Origin of the sequence: Rhodococcus olei, from assembly GCF_039540555.1 — a bacterium.
GTDB classification, from domain to species: Bacteria; Actinomycetota; Actinomycetes; order Mycobacteriales; family Mycobacteriaceae; genus Rhodococcus_G; species Rhodococcus_G olei.
In genome coordinates, this window is sequence record NZ_BAABFB010000030.1 from 123,777 (window position 1) to 138,877 (window position 15,101).

General features: G+C 71.8%; 16 protein-coding genes. 9 read left to right on the plus strand and 7 right to left on the minus strand.

Translation table 11 applies throughout. The features are described 5' to 3' along the window. Window positions 1-6: 6 nt before the first annotated feature. Complete coding sequence (locus tag ABD951_RS10090; protein WP_345344252.1) at window positions 7-1,356, plus strand: diacylglycerol/lipid kinase family protein; 1,350 nt, start codon at window positions 7-9, stop codon at window positions 1,354-1,356. A gap of 15 nt (window positions 1,357-1,371) precedes the next feature. On the opposite strand, the gene ABD951_RS10095 is transcribed toward ABD951_RS10090, so the two are convergent. The 3 genes from ABD951_RS10095 to ABD951_RS10105 all read right to left on the minus strand — a co-directional run bounded on the left by ABD951_RS10095 (window position 1,372) and on the right by ABD951_RS10105 (window position 3,205). Beyond that, on the minus strand, window positions 1,372-2,040 hold the full coding sequence (locus ABD951_RS10095) for a DUF305 domain-containing protein (RefSeq protein WP_345344254.1): 669 nt from the start codon (window positions 2,038-2,040) through the stop codon (window positions 1,372-1,374). 65 nt (window positions 2,041-2,105) lie between these two features. Beyond that, window positions 2,106-2,507 carry a DUF6153 family protein gene (locus ABD951_RS10100; RefSeq protein ID WP_345344256.1) on the minus strand — a complete coding sequence of 134 codons (402 nt, stop codon included), beginning with the start codon at window positions 2,505-2,507 and terminating at the stop codon, window positions 2,106-2,108. Between the two features lie 8 nt (window positions 2,508-2,515). Continuing rightward, window positions 2,516-3,205: a hypothetical protein gene (locus ABD951_RS10105; protein WP_345344258.1), complete on the minus strand. Its 690-nt coding sequence runs from the start codon at window positions 3,203-3,205 to the stop codon at window positions 2,516-2,518. Between the two features lie 162 nt (window positions 3,206-3,367). Here ABD951_RS10105 and ABD951_RS10110 point away from each other — a divergent pair, with 162 nt between their 5' ends. Continuing rightward, the gene (locus tag ABD951_RS10110) at window positions 3,368-4,213 is read left to right on the plus strand and encodes a helix-turn-helix domain-containing protein (RefSeq protein WP_345344260.1); all 846 of its coding nucleotides are present in this window, start codon (window positions 3,368-3,370) and stop codon (window positions 4,211-4,213) included. Then, window positions 4,210-4,632, plus strand: a complete 423-nt coding sequence (locus ABD951_RS10115; protein WP_345344262.1) for a VOC family protein — start codon at window positions 4,210-4,212, stop codon at window positions 4,630-4,632. Before ABD951_RS10110 ends, ABD951_RS10115 begins: the two co-directional genes overlap by 4 nt. Here ABD951_RS10115 and ABD951_RS10120 read toward each other — a convergent pair. Next, window positions 4,602-5,645: a glutathione S-transferase family protein gene (locus ABD951_RS10120; protein WP_345344264.1), complete on the minus strand. Its 1,044-nt coding sequence runs from the start codon at window positions 5,643-5,645 to the stop codon at window positions 4,602-4,604. The genes ABD951_RS10115 and ABD951_RS10120 overlap by 31 nt on opposite strands. Before the next feature lie 54 nt (window positions 5,646-5,699). Beyond that, complete coding sequence (locus tag ABD951_RS10125) at window positions 5,700-6,389, minus strand: GNAT family N-acetyltransferase (protein ID WP_345344266.1); 690 nt, start codon at window positions 6,387-6,389, stop codon at window positions 5,700-5,702. A gap of 100 nt (window positions 6,390-6,489) precedes the next feature. On the opposite strand from ABD951_RS10125, the gene ABD951_RS10130 reads away from it, so the two are divergent. From ABD951_RS10130 to ABD951_RS10145, 4 genes are read left to right on the plus strand one after another with little or no spacing between them, the layout of a single operon-like run. After that, on the plus strand, window positions 6,490-7,095 hold the full coding sequence (locus tag ABD951_RS10130; RefSeq protein WP_345344268.1) for a PadR family transcriptional regulator: 606 nt from the start codon (window positions 6,490-6,492) through the stop codon (window positions 7,093-7,095). Next, complete coding sequence (locus ABD951_RS10135; RefSeq protein WP_345344270.1) at window positions 7,092-8,570, plus strand: DHA2 family efflux MFS transporter permease subunit; 1,479 nt, start codon at window positions 7,092-7,094, stop codon at window positions 8,568-8,570. The genes ABD951_RS10130 and ABD951_RS10135 overlap by 4 nt, the downstream gene beginning before the upstream one ends. 34 nt (window positions 8,571-8,604) lie before the next feature. Continuing rightward, the gene (locus tag ABD951_RS10140; RefSeq protein ID WP_345344272.1) at window positions 8,605-9,402 is read left to right on the plus strand and encodes an enoyl-CoA hydratase/isomerase family protein; all 798 of its coding nucleotides are present in this window, start codon (window positions 8,605-8,607) and stop codon (window positions 9,400-9,402) included. A gap of 45 nt (window positions 9,403-9,447) precedes the next feature. Next, window positions 9,448-10,446, plus strand: coding sequence for an adenosine deaminase (locus ABD951_RS10145; RefSeq protein WP_345344274.1), 999 nt, complete (start codon window positions 9,448-9,450; stop codon window positions 10,444-10,446). A gap of 5 nt (window positions 10,447-10,451) precedes the next feature. On the opposite strand, the gene ABD951_RS10150 is transcribed toward ABD951_RS10145, so the two are convergent. Together ABD951_RS10150 and ABD951_RS10155 are read right to left on the minus strand one after the other, a co-directional pair. Beyond that, window positions 10,452-11,777, minus strand: a complete 1,326-nt coding sequence (locus tag ABD951_RS10150) for an amidase family protein (RefSeq protein WP_345344276.1) — start codon at window positions 11,775-11,777, stop codon at window positions 10,452-10,454. A 19-nt stretch (window positions 11,778-11,796) separates the two neighbouring features. Then, the gene (locus tag ABD951_RS10155) at window positions 11,797-13,110 is read right to left on the minus strand and encodes a D-arabinono-1,4-lactone oxidase (RefSeq protein WP_345344278.1); all 1,314 of its coding nucleotides are present in this window, start codon (window positions 13,108-13,110) and stop codon (window positions 11,797-11,799) included. 76 nt (window positions 13,111-13,186) lie between these two features. Between ABD951_RS10155 and ABD951_RS10160 the strand changes: the two genes are divergently transcribed. Continuing rightward, window positions 13,187-13,828 (plus strand): TetR/AcrR family transcriptional regulator, encoded by a 642-nt coding sequence (locus ABD951_RS10160; RefSeq protein ID WP_345344280.1) that lies wholly within the window; start codon window positions 13,187-13,189, stop codon window positions 13,826-13,828. 48 nt (window positions 13,829-13,876) lie between these two features. Continuing rightward, complete coding sequence (locus ABD951_RS10165) at window positions 13,877-15,094, plus strand: amino acid deaminase/aldolase (RefSeq protein WP_345344282.1); 1,218 nt, start codon at window positions 13,877-13,879, stop codon at window positions 15,092-15,094. Window positions 15,095-15,101: the final 7 nt, after the last annotated feature.

Genomic DNA, 15,101 nt, shown 5'->3' on the forward strand with positions numbered 1-15,101 from the left:
GGCGTGATGCGCGACAATCGTCGCGTGAGCACCGTCATGGTCGACGACGTGTCCGGTTCCCGGCGGTGGTGGGCGCGTGCCGCGTTCGCCGCGGTGATCGTTGCGGTGCTGCTGCCGATCGTCGTCGCCGGGCTGTTCGGCACCTTGACGCTGCTGGCGTCCGCGATCGGGGCGGCGGTCGTCACGGCAGCGACCGTCTACTGGTTCGTCGCCGGTCGCGGTGCGGTGCGGTGGATCTCGCTGGCGCTGGCGCTGCTCACGCCGATCGCGGTCCTGGTGCTGTTCGTGTCGCAGAACATGCTGTGGGTCGCGGTCGTGACCTGCGTGCTCGCCGCCGTGGCGGTGGCCTGCGGGCGCCGCGCACTCGACGACGGGACGGGGTCCGGGGCGCCGGTCGCGGAGGCCGCGGCCCCACCGCCGCGGCAGCCGTTCCTCGTGATGAATCCGCACTCCGGTGGCGGCACCGTCGTGAAGCACGACCTCGTGCGCCGGGCCGAGGAGCTCGGCGCCGAGGTGGCGTTGCTCGAGGGACCGGAGGTCGTGGACGTCACCGAGCTGGCGCGGCAGGCCGTCGCGCGCGGAGCGGATCTGCTGGGCGTCGCCGGCGGGGACGGGACGCAGGCGCTCGTCGCGGCGGTCGCGGCCGAGCACGACCTGCCGTTCCTGGTCATCAGTGCAGGCACCCGCAACCACTTCGCGCTCGACCTCGGACTGGACCGGGACGATCCGGTGGCCGGACTGGAGGCCCTGCGCGACGGCGTCGAGGTGCGGGTGGACCTCGGCATGCTCGGCGACCGGGCGTTCGTCAACAACGCGTCGTTCGGCGTCTACGCCGAGATCGTCCAGAGCCCCGCCTACCGCGACGACAAGACGGGTACCGTGCTGCGGATGCTGCCCGACCTGCTCGGCGAGGGCGGCGGCCCCCGGCTGGTCGTCCGCGCGGGAAACGTGAGGGTGGAGGCACCGCAGGCGGTGCTGATCAGCAACGGGCCGTACCGCACCAACGACCTGGCCGGGCTCGGCCGGCGCGCCGGACTGGACCGGGGTGTCCTCGGCGTGGTGACGGTCTCCGTCGCCAGTGCTCGGCAGGCGGTCGGCCTGCTCGGGCGGGTCCACGAACGCGGGATGACCCAGCAGACCGTCACCGAAGCGGTGGTGGACGCCGACGTCGACGAGATCCCGGTCGGGGTGGACGGGGAATCACTGACCGTCCGGACGCCGGTGCGGTGCACCGTCACACCCGGCGCGCTGCGGGTGCGGGTGCCGCGGAACCGGCCGGGAGTGCGTCCGCCGAAGGTGACCCTGGACTGGGTTCGCCTTCGGGCACTGGCGTGGGGACGCACCCCCGGCCGGTGAGACGGGAACCCGGGACTACTGCCCGAGCATCGCCCTCATCCGGTCGATCTCGGCCTGCTGCCCGGCGATGATCTTCCCGGCCAGCTCGTGGACCTGATCGCTCTGGCCGTTCGCCTGGATCTGCGTGGACGAGTCGATTGCGCCCTGGTGGTGGGCGATCATCATCTCCAGCCAGGCCCGGTCGAACTCGGCGCCCGTGGCGTTCTGGAGCCGGGTCATCTGCTCGGCCGACATCATCCCGTCGGACATCGACCCACCGGGCATCGACCCACCGGGCATCATCCCGCTCGTGCCACCGGACCCGTGCATCGAGTGGTCCATCCCGGCCGCCATCGTGGGCTGCCCCCACGCGGTGAGCCAGCCGGTCATCAGTTCGATCTCGGGGTTCTGTGCGGCCTTGATCTGCGCGGCGAGCGCGAGGAGCTGAGTGTTCCCGGTGCGCCCCTCGGCGAGCGCGGCCATCTCCACGGCCTGCTGGTGGTGTGGGATCATCATCTGCGTCCACATCACGTCCGCCATGTTGTGGTCGGACGCGGCCTCGCCTGCGGGCGCCGACATCGTCATCGACATCGAGCCCATCGAGCCCATCGAGTGGCCGGAGTCGTCGGTGCCGGAGCATCCCGCGACGAGGACGGCGGAGGTGGCGAGGGCAGCGACGAGCCCGACGGTTGTGCGCGTGTTCATTTTCCTGCCTTGATCTTTCGTGTGGTGTGACGGGTGACCGGACTGCGTGGCACGCAGTGGGTCCGTCACACCCGAAGGATGCAGAGGCGGGCGAGTCGATTCGCGGTCGGCGGCGCGAACGGTGGGCCGCGCCCGTGCCGTACCCCGACGGAGTGGCTGCGTCCGCCGCCGGTGCCGGGGTCGACGAGCATCCCGAACAACCAGAGGACCACCAGGAGAGCCACACCGGCCGTCAGCACGGCCGGACACGCTACGAGCATGTGCTGCCCGCCCTCGTGGCCGCCGCTGTCGCCGTGGTCGGGCGGGGCGGCCGGGTCGAGCTGGTCGGCGACCGCGACCGCGGTGTGGGTCATCGGTGCCGACGTCACCGTCGTCGCGACGTGATGCATCGCCAGGACGCCGAGAATCATCGCGAGCAGCAGCACCGCGCGACGCGGCGCCACGCTCGGTGTGCTCGGCAGGTCCATGCCTGCGACTATACCCGCTGGGGGTAGTGCTCCACGGTGATCGCCCACTGGGCCGGAGCGGGGCCGAACGCGTCGCGGGCGTTCTCGACGACACCCCTGCCGATCGCCCGGTTGCCGACGCCGCCGATCGCCGCGCCGATCCCGGCGGGGACCAGCTTCCCGAGGATCAGGGCACTGCGCCGGGCGGCGTACTTGGTGACGAACGTGCGCAGCAGGGTCTGGTTCATCCCGGCCACGGTCTGCGTCGGGAGCGTGCCGGACAGCAGCGAACCCCAGTTCTTCCTCGTCACGCCGACGGCCTTCTCGACGATCTCCATGCCCGCGGTGCCCAGTGCGACGGCCAGCACGAGGGCCCGCCGCCGCTCGTGGTTCTCGATCGGGATCCCGTGCACCGACGCGACCGCGAGGGTGAACAGCGCACTGGCCTCCAGGAAGAACGCCGCCTCCGCACCGACCGCGGCGATCGCCCCGGCCGTCCCGATGCCCGGTACCGCCGCCGCGGCGCCGGCCGCGCCGCCGCTGCCGGTGACCGCCGTCAGAAAGGTCCGCTCCAGGCGGTCGACGATCTGCTGCGGGTTCTCGCCCGGGTGTGCACGCCGCAGCCGTGCCACGTTCGCCTCGACCGCCGGTCCCTGCAGTCGGGTCGCGTTGTCGAGGAGCGAGGCGATCGCCCGCTCGATCCGTCCGGTGACGTTCATCGGTCCACCCTCCTGCTCGGTCCCGCGCACGCCGGTCCTGCCGCCCGCGCCGAACATCCTGCCAACGTCCGGCGCGCCGCGATTGTTCCACGGGCGACGGGCCGGGAGCACGGCCGCGCCGCGACCGCTGCCGGTCGGGTGCGCACGCGTTAGCCTCGGACGGTGACCGGTGTCTCGGAGGGGATGCGGGCCGCGCCCGCCGCGCCGCTGCGGCCCCTGCTCGGGCCGTACGAGGGTTACCGGCTGTCCGGGTTCGACTCCGGCGTCCACCTGGGCACACCCGCCCCGGAGCTGACGGTGGTGATCTCGCTCGACGCGCCCGTCGCGATCTCCGCGACCTCCCACCCGCAGCAGCCGGCCGGGGCGTGGGACACGCTCGCCAGCGGGTTGTCGACCCGCGCGGTGACCATCGAGCACGACGGCAACCAGCACGGCATCCAGTTGGCGCTGACCCCGGCCGGGTCGCGGGCCCTGCTCGGGATGCCTGCGGCCGCGCTCGGGGCGTGGATCGTGGACCTCGGCGACGTGCTGGGCCCGGACGCGGGCGAACTCGCGGACCGGATCGCCGCCGAGCCGCGGTGGCCGGCACGGTTCGCGATCCTCGACGAGATCCTGCTACGCCGCTGCCTCGACGCCGCGGTCGACGACCATCTCGCCCGCGCGTGGCAGTTGCTCACCGGTCCGGGCGCGCCCCGCGTGCACGACGTCGCCCGCGACATCGGCTGGAGCAGAAGGCATCTGATCACCCGGTTCACGGCCGAGTTCGGGATCGGTCCGAAGGACGCGATGCGGGTGGCCCGATTCGACCGGTCCAAACGCCTCCAACTCCGCCGCCCCGGCCTCACGCTCGCCGACGTCGCCGCGTCCTGCGGCTTCTACGACCAGGCCCACCTGGCACGCGAGTGGCGCTCCCTCGCCGGGGTGCCGCCGTCGCGATGGCGCGCCGCGGAACTGTTCCCACTCGTCCAAGACGACGTTCCCGCCGACGGGGCACCGTCGAGGGCATGACCACAGAAGCGGACACCACGATGACCGTCACCCATGTCTGGCCGACCCTCACCTACGCGAACGCCCGCGCCGCGATCGCCTTCCTGGTCGACGCCTTCGGGTTCGCCCCGACGGTCGTGTACGGCGAGGGAGACCGCGTCGACCACGCCCAACTCGACTGGCCCGCCGGTGGCGGCGTCATGCTCGGCAGCAGGCGGGAGGACTCGGTGCTCGCGGACCTGCCCACCGGTGTCGGTTCCGTGTACATCGTCACCGACCGGCCCGACGCCCTGCACGACCGCGCGGTCGCGGCCGGTGCGACGATCGTCAAGGGACTCACCGACGAGGACTACGGCTCACGGGGATTCACCTGCCGGGACCCCGAGGGCGTGCTCTGGAGCTTCGGTACCTACGCGGGCGAGCCCGGCGCCGCCCCGTGATCGGCAGGCACGACCTCGGCCGGCTTCGGGGGCGGCGGGGGAGTGCCGTCCCCGAACGGCCTGCCGCCCAGCGCTTCCCGGCCGTGCGGGGTGAGCCAGCCCGTCAGGTCGGGCCCCTTCGGCACGATCCGGGTCGGATTGATGTCGGTGTGCACGACGTAGTAGTGCCGCTTGATCTGGGTGAAGTCGACGGTGTCGCCGAATCCCGGGGTCTGGAACAGGTCCCGCGCGTACGCCCACAGCACGTCCATCTCGTCGAGCTTGCTGCGGTTGCACTTGAAGTGCCCGTGGTAGACGGCATCGAAGCGGGCCAGCGTCGTGAACAGCCGGACGTCCGCCTCCGTGATCGTGTCGCCGACCAGGTAGCGCCGGGTGGCGAGGCGCTCGCCGAGCCAGTCCAGCCGGGCGAACAGCCGGTCGTACGCGCGGTCGTACGCGTCCTGTGAGCCGGCGAACCCGCAGCGGTAGACACCGTTGTTGACGTCCCGGAACACCAGCTCGGCGACCTCGTCGATCTCGCCCCGCAGTCGTTCCGGGTAGAGGTCCGGTGCGCCGTCGCGGTGGTACGCCGTCCACTCGGTGGACAGGTCGAGGGTGATCTGCGGGTAGTTGTTCGTGACGACCTGCCCGGTCGGGACGTCGACGATCGCGGGGACCGTGATGCCCCGGGGGTAGCCGGGGTCGCGCGCGAAGTACGCGTCCTGCAGGCGCGGGATCTGCAGCACCGGGTCGTCGCCGCCGGGGTCGAGGTCGAAGGTCCAGCTGCGCTCGTCGTGGGTCGGTCCGCACAGTCCCATCGACAGCACGTCCTCGAGGCCGAGCAGGCGGCGCACGATGATCGCCCGGTTCGCCCACGGGCACGCGCGCGCCACGATCAGCCGGTAGCGACCGGGTTCGACCGGGTAGCCGTCGCGGCCGTCCGCGGTGATCCGCGTCTCGATGTACCGGGAGTCGCGAACGAACTCCTTGCCGGGATCGACGTACGCGCCGCTGGTGCTGTTCTCCTCGGTCACGACGTCACGGTAGCGCCCGACGGCGCTCGCGCGGGTCACCCGAGCGCCGACGGGTCACGCGCGCAGCGTCACCTCGGTGATCGACCCGAGTTCCTCGTAGCCGAGCCGCGCCGCGAGCCGGCGTGCCGCGGTGTTGTCCGGGTCGCAGCTGCACTGCGGGATCAGGCCCTCGTCGATCGCGTCGTTCGTGCACAGGCGCCCGACCACCGAGCCGTGGCGGTGGCGCCGGTCGGCGGGGACGGTGAGCACCCCGACGCGGGCGACGATGCCCTGCCACTCCGAGTATCCGGCGCCGGCGAGCGGGCGCTCGTTCTCGTCGACGACGGTGAACCAGTTGCGACGGCCGGTCAGGTCGGCCTCGGTGACGTCGTCGGGCGGGCACAGCGCCTGCAGTGCCAGCACATGTGGCAGCACATGCGAGATGAGCGGGTTCTCCGCGGCGATCTCGTCGCCCACCTCGGACGCGTACGCGAGCAGTCGGGGTCCGGTGCAGCGGCCGCCGTGGTCCTTCGTCAGCTCGAGGAGCGTGGAGCGCGTCGCGAGCGTGTCGTCGTCGACGTCGGCCGCGCGCTCGAGCAGCCAGTCCGGGCCGACCAGGGCGCTCGCGCCGCCGAGCCGGACGAACCGGACCGTGTCGGTGTCCGGCCGTACCGTTCGGGTTCCGGTGCGGCGGAGCGCGTCGTCCGGCAGGCCGAGTTCCCGGGACCAGGCGAGGGCGACGATGTCGAGTTGGTGCGAGTCCACACAGCGACGGTATCGGGTGCGGCGCGCCGGTCGCTTTGCCGCGGACTGTTCCGCGCCGTATATTCCGTGTGGACTATTCGGCACAGGGGAGGTGACGTCCGTGGCGCTGACGCCGCTCGCGATCACCGTGCTGGCCCTGCTCAACGAGCGCGACATGCACCCGTACGAGATGTTCCAGGTGCTCGTGCAGCGTCGCGCCGATCGGCTCGTGAAGCTGCGGCCGGGTTCGCTGTATCACACCGTCGACCGTCTCGACCGCGACCAGCTGGTGAGGGTGGTCGGCACCGCTCGCGACGGCAACCGGCCCGAACGCACCCTCTACGCGGTCACGGCGGCGGGTCGGGCGGCGCTCGAGCACCGGGTCGCCGAGATGCTCGGGACGCCGGTGCGCGAGTACCCGCAACTCCCGCTGGCCCTCGCCGAGGCGCACAACCTCGACCGCGACGCGGTGATCCGGTTGCTCAGCGACCGGATCGGACCGCTCGAGGTCGAGCTCGACGAACTCGACGCGATCCGCGACAGCCACGTCAGCAGCGGCAGGCCGCGCGTGTTCTGGTTCGCGGTCGACTACCTGCGCGCGATGGTCGAAACCGAAATCGGCTGGCTGCGCACCACACTCGCCGAGGTCGAGGACGGCGACCTGCCCTGGACCTCACCGGACCTGTTCGCACCGGAACCGCTCCCGACCCAACCTGCAAGGGGATGACCGTGACCACCGACCCGACCATCCGGCAATGGCCCGCCATGTGGGCGCTGTGTCTGGGCTTCTTCATGATCCTCGTCGATTCCACGATCGTCGCGGTCGCGAATCCGGCGATCATGGAGCACCTGGACGCCGACATCAACAGCGTCGTCTGGGTGACCAGCGCCTACCTGCTGGCCTATGCGGTTCCGCTGCTGATCACCGGCCGCCTCGGTGACCGGTTCGGCCCGAAGAACCTCTACCTGATCGGCCTGACGCTGTTCACGCTCGCCTCGTTGTGGTGCGGCCTGTCGGGCACCATCGCGATGCTGATCGTCGCCCGGGTGTTCCAGGGCTTCGGTGCGGCGTTGATGACGCCGCAGACCATGGCCGTCATCACCAGGATCTTCCCGCCGGACAAGCGGGGCACCGCGATGGGGCTCTGGGGCGCGGTCGCCGGTGTCGCCACCCTGGTCGGCCCGCTCGCCGGCGGCGTCCTGGTCGACGGACTGGGCTGGCAGTGGATCTTCATCGTGAACGTGCCGGTCGGTGTGGTCGCCTTCGTCGCGGCGATGCGGTACGTCCCCACGCTCGAGACGCACGAGCACCGGTTCGACCTGGTCGGCGTGGTCCTCAGTGCCGCGGGCATGTTCTTCCTGGTGTTCGGGTTGCAGGAGGGCAACACCTACAACTGGTCGGCGCGGGTGTGGACGTTCATCGCGGCCGGTGTGCTGCTGCTCGTCGTGTTCGTCTGGTACCAGTCGTGGAACAAGAACGAGCCGCTGCTCCCGCTGGGACTGTTCAAGGACCGCAACTTCTCGCTCGCCAACATCGCCATCACGTCGATGGGCTTCGCGATCACCGCAGTGGTGTTGCCGCTGATGTTCTATGCGCAGGCGGTCCGCGGGCTCTCGCCGACCGGTTCTGCGCTGCTGATGGTGCCGATGGCCGTGCTCACCGGCGCGCTGGCGCCGAACGTCGGCAAGCTGGTCGACCGGGTGCACCCCCGGTACATCGCAGCGCCGGGCTTCCTGATGCTCGTGATCGCGTTCGTGTGGCTCGCGACGACGATGAAGCCGCACACCGCGATCTGGGAGCTGCTCCTGCCGATCGGGCTGATGGGTGTGGCGATGGCCTTCATCTGGTCGCCGCTGGCCGCGACCGCAACCCGCAACCTCCCGATGAATGCGGCCGGTGCCGGGTCCGGCGTGTACAACACCACCCGTCAGATCGGTGCGGTGCTCGGTAGCGCCGGCATCGGCGCGCTGATCACCTCGCGGCTGGCCGCCAACGGCGTGCCCGCCGGCGGTGGACCGGAGGCGGGCGGCACACTACCGAGCTTCATCGTCGACGGGTTCAGCACCTCGATGGCGCAGTCGGTGCTGCTGCCCGCTGCGGTCCTGCTGGTCGGATTCGTTGCCTCGCTGTGCTTCGCGCGACCCGTCCGCGCCGATGAGTCGACTCCGGTCGGCGCGGCACCCGAGTCGGTCGAGGCCTGAGGCCCGGGCGGTTCGGTTGTGGCAGGCTGACCGCATGAGCGCACCTCGGAAGCCGACCCGTCTCGAACGCATTCACACCGACGCCGGCGCCGAGGTCGCCGTCCTCACCTTCGACGACGGCGGGCTGAACCTGTTCGACCGGGCCATGTTCGACGCGCTCACCGCGGACCTGGACGCGTTGAGCGCCGAGCCGCCGCGGGCCGTGCTGCTGCGCGCCGAGGGCAAGGTGAACTCCGCCGGCGTCGACGTGCACGTGTTCGACGGGCTGACCGACGAACAGGGCGCGGAGCTGTGGCGGACGCTGTTCGCCGAGCTGATCCACCAGATCGAGGCGCTGCCGTGCCCGGTCGTGTACGCCGCCCACGGACTGACCCTTACCGCGGCGTTCGAGATCGCGCTCGCGTGCGACATCATCCTGGCCGCCCCGAAGGCGAAGTTCGGCCTCGTCGAGATCGTCGTCGGGCTGACCCCGTCGATGGGCGGCCCGCAGCGGCTCGCCGAACGCGCGGGCTCGGGCCGGGCGCGCGAACTGGTGATGACGGGCGGCACGTACGACGCCGCGACGATGCTGTCCTGGGGTGTGGTCAACGCGGTGCACGAGGACGTCGACACCGCGGCCCGCGAGCTGGTCGCCCGCCTCGCCGACGGGCCGACGCGGGCGCACGCGGCCACCAAGCGGATCGTCGAGGCGTGGCGTTCCGGTGGTGTGGCACATGCCGACTCGGTGACCCCCGACGTGTCGGGGTCGCTCTTCGGCACCGAGGACCTGCGCGGGGCGGTGCGCAGCTTCCTCGACGAGGGGCCGGGAAAGGCGCGTTACGCCGGCCGGTGACGCCGCGTGATGCGTGCCGCCGGGGCAGCGCCTAGGGTGTGGTCCATGGCGAACGACGTTGCCGCGACGACCACCCCGCTCGCCGAGTTGCACATGCACGTGGAGGGTTCCCTCGAACCCGAGCTGATCTTCGAACTGGCGCAGCGCAATCGGGTGACGCTGCCGTACCGGGACCTCGACGACCTGCGGTCCCGGTACGAGTTCACCGATCTGCAGTCGTTTCTCGACCTGTACTTCGCGAACATGTCGGTGCTGCGGACCGCGGCGGACTTCGCCGACTTGACCCGCGCGTACTTCGCCCGCGCGGCCGCGGGCGGGGTGCGGCACGCCGAGATCTTCTTCAACCCGCAGGCGCACACCGCTCGGGGGGTGCCGCTCGGTGAGGTTCTCGACGGCCTGGGTGACGCCGTCGCCGCCAGCGAGGCCGAGTTCAGTCTCAGCAGTGGGCTGATCGTCGGGATCCTGCGGGACCGACCGGTCCCGGAGGCGGACGCGATGCTCACCGACCTGCTCGCGTCCGGTGCCCCGGTCATCGGCATCGGCCTCGACTCCGCGGAGGTCGGGAATCCGCCGTCGCTGTTCGCGGACGTGTTCGCCCGCGCCCGGGCCGCCGGACTGCACGCGGTCGCGCACGCGGGGGAGGAGGGGCCGCCGGACTACATCCGGCAGGCGCTCGACCTGCTGGGGGTGGAGCGGATCGATCACGGGATCCGGTGCCTCGAGGACGAGGATCTGGTCGATCGCCTCGTGCGTGACCGGGTGCCGCTGACCGTGTGCCCGCTGTCGAACGTCCGCCTGCGGGTGGTCGACAGGCTCGCCGACCACCCGATCCGGGCGATGTTGGCCCGCGGCCTCGCCGTCACGGTCAACTCCGACGACCCCGCCTACTTCGGTGGCTACGTCGACGACAACCTGGCCCAGCTGCGGGACGCGGTCGGGCTGACCGACGCCGAGCGGGAGACGTTGGCGCGCAATTCGATCGAGGCGTCCTTCGCGAGTGCCGCGCGCAAGGCGGAGCTGCTCGGCGGCCGGCCCGCCCGCTGACGGGCTCAGCGCACCAGGCCGGACCCCTGCACCTGACGGGCCACCTCGAGCAGGTCGAGGTCGCGTCCGGCGGGTGCGACGAGGCACAGGCCGACCGGCGCGGGCGTCGCGGATTTCAGCCGCATCGTGACGGTCGGCAGTCCCGCGACCGTGGCGATCGACGTGAGCAGGCCGGTGGACCGCAGCGCGTTCCGGTAGTCGTCGGAGGCGGTGCCGCCGTTCGTCCGGGACGGCGCCGTGGTCGCGGTGGTCGGCAGGACCAGCACCCGCTCCCCGAGGTACTCTGTGACCGCCGCCGCGGCGTCGTCGAGCGTCGTGCGCGCGCGGGTGTAGGCCGACTCGGTGACCCGGCCGGCGGCCGCGAGGTTGTCCCGCGCTTCGCCGCCGACCGCGGCCGGTGCCTGGGACACGAAGGTGCCGAACTGCTTCCACGCCTCGTGGCCGATCACCGTCGTGACGGCGTCGTACCAGTCGGGGAGCGCCGCGATGTCGAGGTCCTGCTCGGTCAGCGCGGGCAGGCCGGTGCCCTTCCAGCCGGCGAGTGCGGTCGTCATCGCGGCGTGCACGTCCGCGGAGGCGACGGCGTTGACGCCGGGTGAGGTGACCGCGCGGTCGAGACGGCGGGCGGCGGCCTTCGGGACCGAGGCGGTCGCCACGCGCGCGAGCGTCGCGATGTCGCCTGCGAGCCATCCGACCGTGTCGAGGGTCGGGCTCAGCGGCAGCAGTCCGGCGGTCGACACGGCGCCGCGGGTCGGGGTGAACGCGCACAGGCCCTGGTATGCCGCCGGGATGCGGACCGAGGCCCCGGTGTCCGATCCGATCGCTGCCGTCGCGTCCCCGCCTGCGACCGCGGCCGCGGCCCCGGACGTGGACCCGCCGGGAAGCTGTTGCTCCGCCGCGGGATTCGGTGGAGTGCCGTAGTGGTCGTTGACGCCGGAGTGGCCGTAGCCGAGGTCGTCGGTCTGGGTCAGCCCGCGCAGGGCCGCGCCCGCGCCGAGCAGCCGGGTCAGCGCGGCGGCGGTCGTCGATTCGCGCGGCGCCTGCCCGAGCCAGGTCGGGTTGCCGGCACCGATCTGCTGCCCGGCGACCGCGAACAGGTCGGACACCGCGACGGTCAGGCCGTCGAGGTCCCCGGATCCGGTCGGCGGCACCAGGGGCGAGCCGGTCAGCCGCCACACCGCGCGCTCCGCGGGGGTCGCGCCGGCGGTGGTGCCGCCGCCGGGCAACGGGGGGATCTCCGGCTCCGGCGTGCCGCCCCCGCATCCGGCGAGCAGCGACGCACCGGCCGCCGCGCCGACCGCGAACAGGGATCGGCGACTGAGTCGGGTCATGCCCGTGACGCTAGCCGAATCAGCCGAGAACCTGCCGCAGGTACGCGTTGTCGAACACCCGCTCCGGGTCGTACTTGTCGCGAGCCGAGCAGAACTCGTCGAAGTGCCGGTACGTCGGACGCAGGTCCGCGGCGGTGCGGGAGTGCAGCTTGCCCCAGTGCGGGCGTCCGTCGGCCGCGCGCGCGATGGCCTCGACCGCGTCGAAGTACTCGCGGTGGTCCCGGCGGTGGTACTGGTGCACGGCCACGTACGCGGTGTCGCGGCCGTTGGCGGTGGACATCCAGACGTCGTCGGCGGCGGTGAACCGCACCTCGACCGGGAACGCGACGGTGAAGCCGGACGTCGAGATCCACCGGTCGATCTCCCGCAGCGTCTCCGGCAGCGCCTCGGCGGGGACGGCGTACTCCATCTCGCGGAACCGCACGCGCCGCGACGACGCGAAGACCCGGTAGCTGCGGTCGACGAACTCGCGGGCGCCGAGGACCCGGGCGGTGACCTCGTTGATCCGCGGGATCGCCGCCGGGAACCGGGTGGCGACCCGGTTGACGCCCTCGAAGAGGGTGTTCGACAGCAGTTCGTCGTCGACGTAGCCGCGGACCGCGCCGATCGGCTCGGCCGGCGTGTCGAACGCCAGCCGGGTGTTGTGCTTGGTCAGTACCCGGTCGGTGTGCGGGAACCAGTAGAACTCGAAGTGGTCGGTGCCGTGGACGTGCTCGTCGAGACGGGCGACGGTCTCGCTGAGCCGGGCAGGTGCCTCGACGGCGCGCATCATGTAGGCGTTCTCGCACTGCAGCGTCAGTTTCGCGATCACGCCGACCGCGCCGAGTCCGAGGCGGGCGGCGTGGAACAGCTCGGGATTCTCCTCCGGCGAGCAGTCGACGATCGCGCCGTCGGCCAGCACCAGCTGCAGCGCCCGGATCTGCGTCGCGAGCCCACCGAACCGCGCTCCGGTGCCGTGCGTGCCGGTCGAGATCGCGCCGGCGAGCGACTGTGCGTCGATGTCACCCAGGTTGGTCATCGCGAGACCGAGGTCCCACAGCCGGGGGTTGAGCTCGTGCAGCCGCGTGCCGGCCAGGACCGTCACCAGGGCGCCGGACTCCCCGACCGGCACCACGGATTCGACCCCGCGCAGGTTGTCCAGGGAGATCATCACGCCGTCGGTGACGGCAACCGGGGTGAAGGAATGCCCGGCGCCGACGCACTTGACGTGCAGCCCTTCCTCCGCGGCGCGCGCGACCTCGGCGCTCAGCTCGGCCACCGTCTTCGGGGTGGCAAACCGTTGGGGCGTTGCTGCGGCACTGCGGGCCCAGTTGTGCCACGTCTGAGAATCCATCTGCTCACTATTACCTGGACGTCCGTCCAGGTCAACACCTTCCACCAATCCAGTTCCAACGATTTAGGATCAACGAATGCTGAATCGGCTTCCGGCGGACGAACGACGTGCACAGCTCGTGGAATCGGCGATGGGAATCGCGGAACGTGGCGGTGTCAGTTCCGTGACGATCCGCGCGGTGGCCGAGGAGGCCGGCGTCTCCCTCGGTGTCGTCCACTACTGCTTCGAGAGCAAGGAGGCGCTCGTCGCCGCGATGGGCGAGGCGCTGGTCCTGCAGTTGAGTCAGGCGATGCGGTACGCGTTCGGGCAGGCGCACGCCGACGAGGCCCAGACCGGCCTGCGCGGGCTGCGGGAACTGCTGCACAGCGGGCTGTCGGCGATGTGGCCGATCATCGAGGCGACGCCGAACCGGCAGCTGCTCACCTACGAGATCACCGCGTACGGGCTGCGTCAGCAGGCCGCCGGAGCGGAGCTGGCGGGCTCGATCGCGAACAAGCAGTACTCGACGATGGACGCCGAGGCCGTCGAGTTTCTCGAACGCTCCGCCGAGCACACCGGCACCCGATGGGCCGAGCCGGTTCCGGACCTGGCGCGGTTCGCGCTCGCGGTGATCGACGGCATCGTGCTGCGCTGGCTCGTCGACCGCGACGGTGAGGCCGTGATCGCATCGCTCGACGACCTGGTGCAGATGGTCACCGGCAAGGCCGTCGAGGTCTGATTCCGTCCGGACATGGACAGTCGTCCAGTTCGGTGGTTGACTGCAGTCGTGACCGCGACCACAGACCGCCCCGGAGTCCAGCCGCACGCCGCTACCGTCGAGGGGGTCGTCGCCCGGCTCGACGCGGCGACCCGCCCGCTCGACCCGCCGCTGGCCGCCGTGGATCTGCCGTCGCTCGAGGCGAACCTCGCCGATCTGGTCCGTCGGGCGGGCGGTACGCCGATTCGCGTGGCGAGCAAGTCCGTCCGGTCCCGCGCGGTCCTCGAACGCGCCCTCGGCTCGGGGCTCACCGAGAGTGGTGGATTCCGCGGCATCATGGCGTACGCGCTGCGGGAGGCGATCTGGCTCGTGCGCGCCGGCGCCCGGGACGTGCTGATGGGCTACCCGACGGTCGACCGGGCCGCGCTCGCCGAAGTCGCCGCCGACCCGACCCTGCGGGACTCGATCACCCTGATGGTCGACAGCGTCGACCACCTCGACGCGCTCGCCGCGGCCGGCGTCCGGGGGGCCCGGCTGTGCCTCGACGTGGACGCCTCGCTGCGGATCGGTCCGCTGCACCTCGGTGTCCGACGGTCCCCGCTGCGCACCCCCGAGGACGCCGCGACCCTGGCCCGGGTGGCCGTCACCCGCGGATTCGCGGTCGTCGGGGTGATGTTCTACGAGGCACAGATCGCCGGCCTGCCCGACAGCAGCGCCGCGGTGCGCCTGGTCAAGAAGGCCTCGGCCGCCGAATTGTCCACGCGGCGCGGCACGGTCGTCGACGCGGTTGCCGCGGTCTCGGGACGGTTGGAGATCGTCAACAGCGGTGGCACCGGGTCGTTGGAGATCAGCTCCGCCGACCCCGTGGTCACGGAGGTCACCGCCGGGTCGGGACTGTTCGTGCCGACCCTGTTCGACAAGTACCGGGCCTTCACCCCGCGCCCGGCGATGTTCTTCGCGTTGGCCGCGGTCCGACGGCCGACGCCGAAGATCGCGACGCTGTTCTCCGGCGGCTACATCGCCTCCGGTCCCGCCGGCGCGTCGCGCGTCCCGACCCCGGTGTGGCCTGCCGGCCTGACGCTGCTGCGCAACGAGGGCGCCGGCGAGGTGCAGACCCCGGTGACCGGGCTGGCGGCCTCCGCGCTGCGGATCGGCGACCGCGTCTGGTTCCGGCACGCGAAGGCGGGCGAGCTGTGCGAGCGGTTCACCGACGTGCACCTCGTCGACGCCGACGGTGCCGTCACCACGGTGCCCACCTACCGCGGAGAGGGCCGGTGCTTCGGCTGACGGCGTG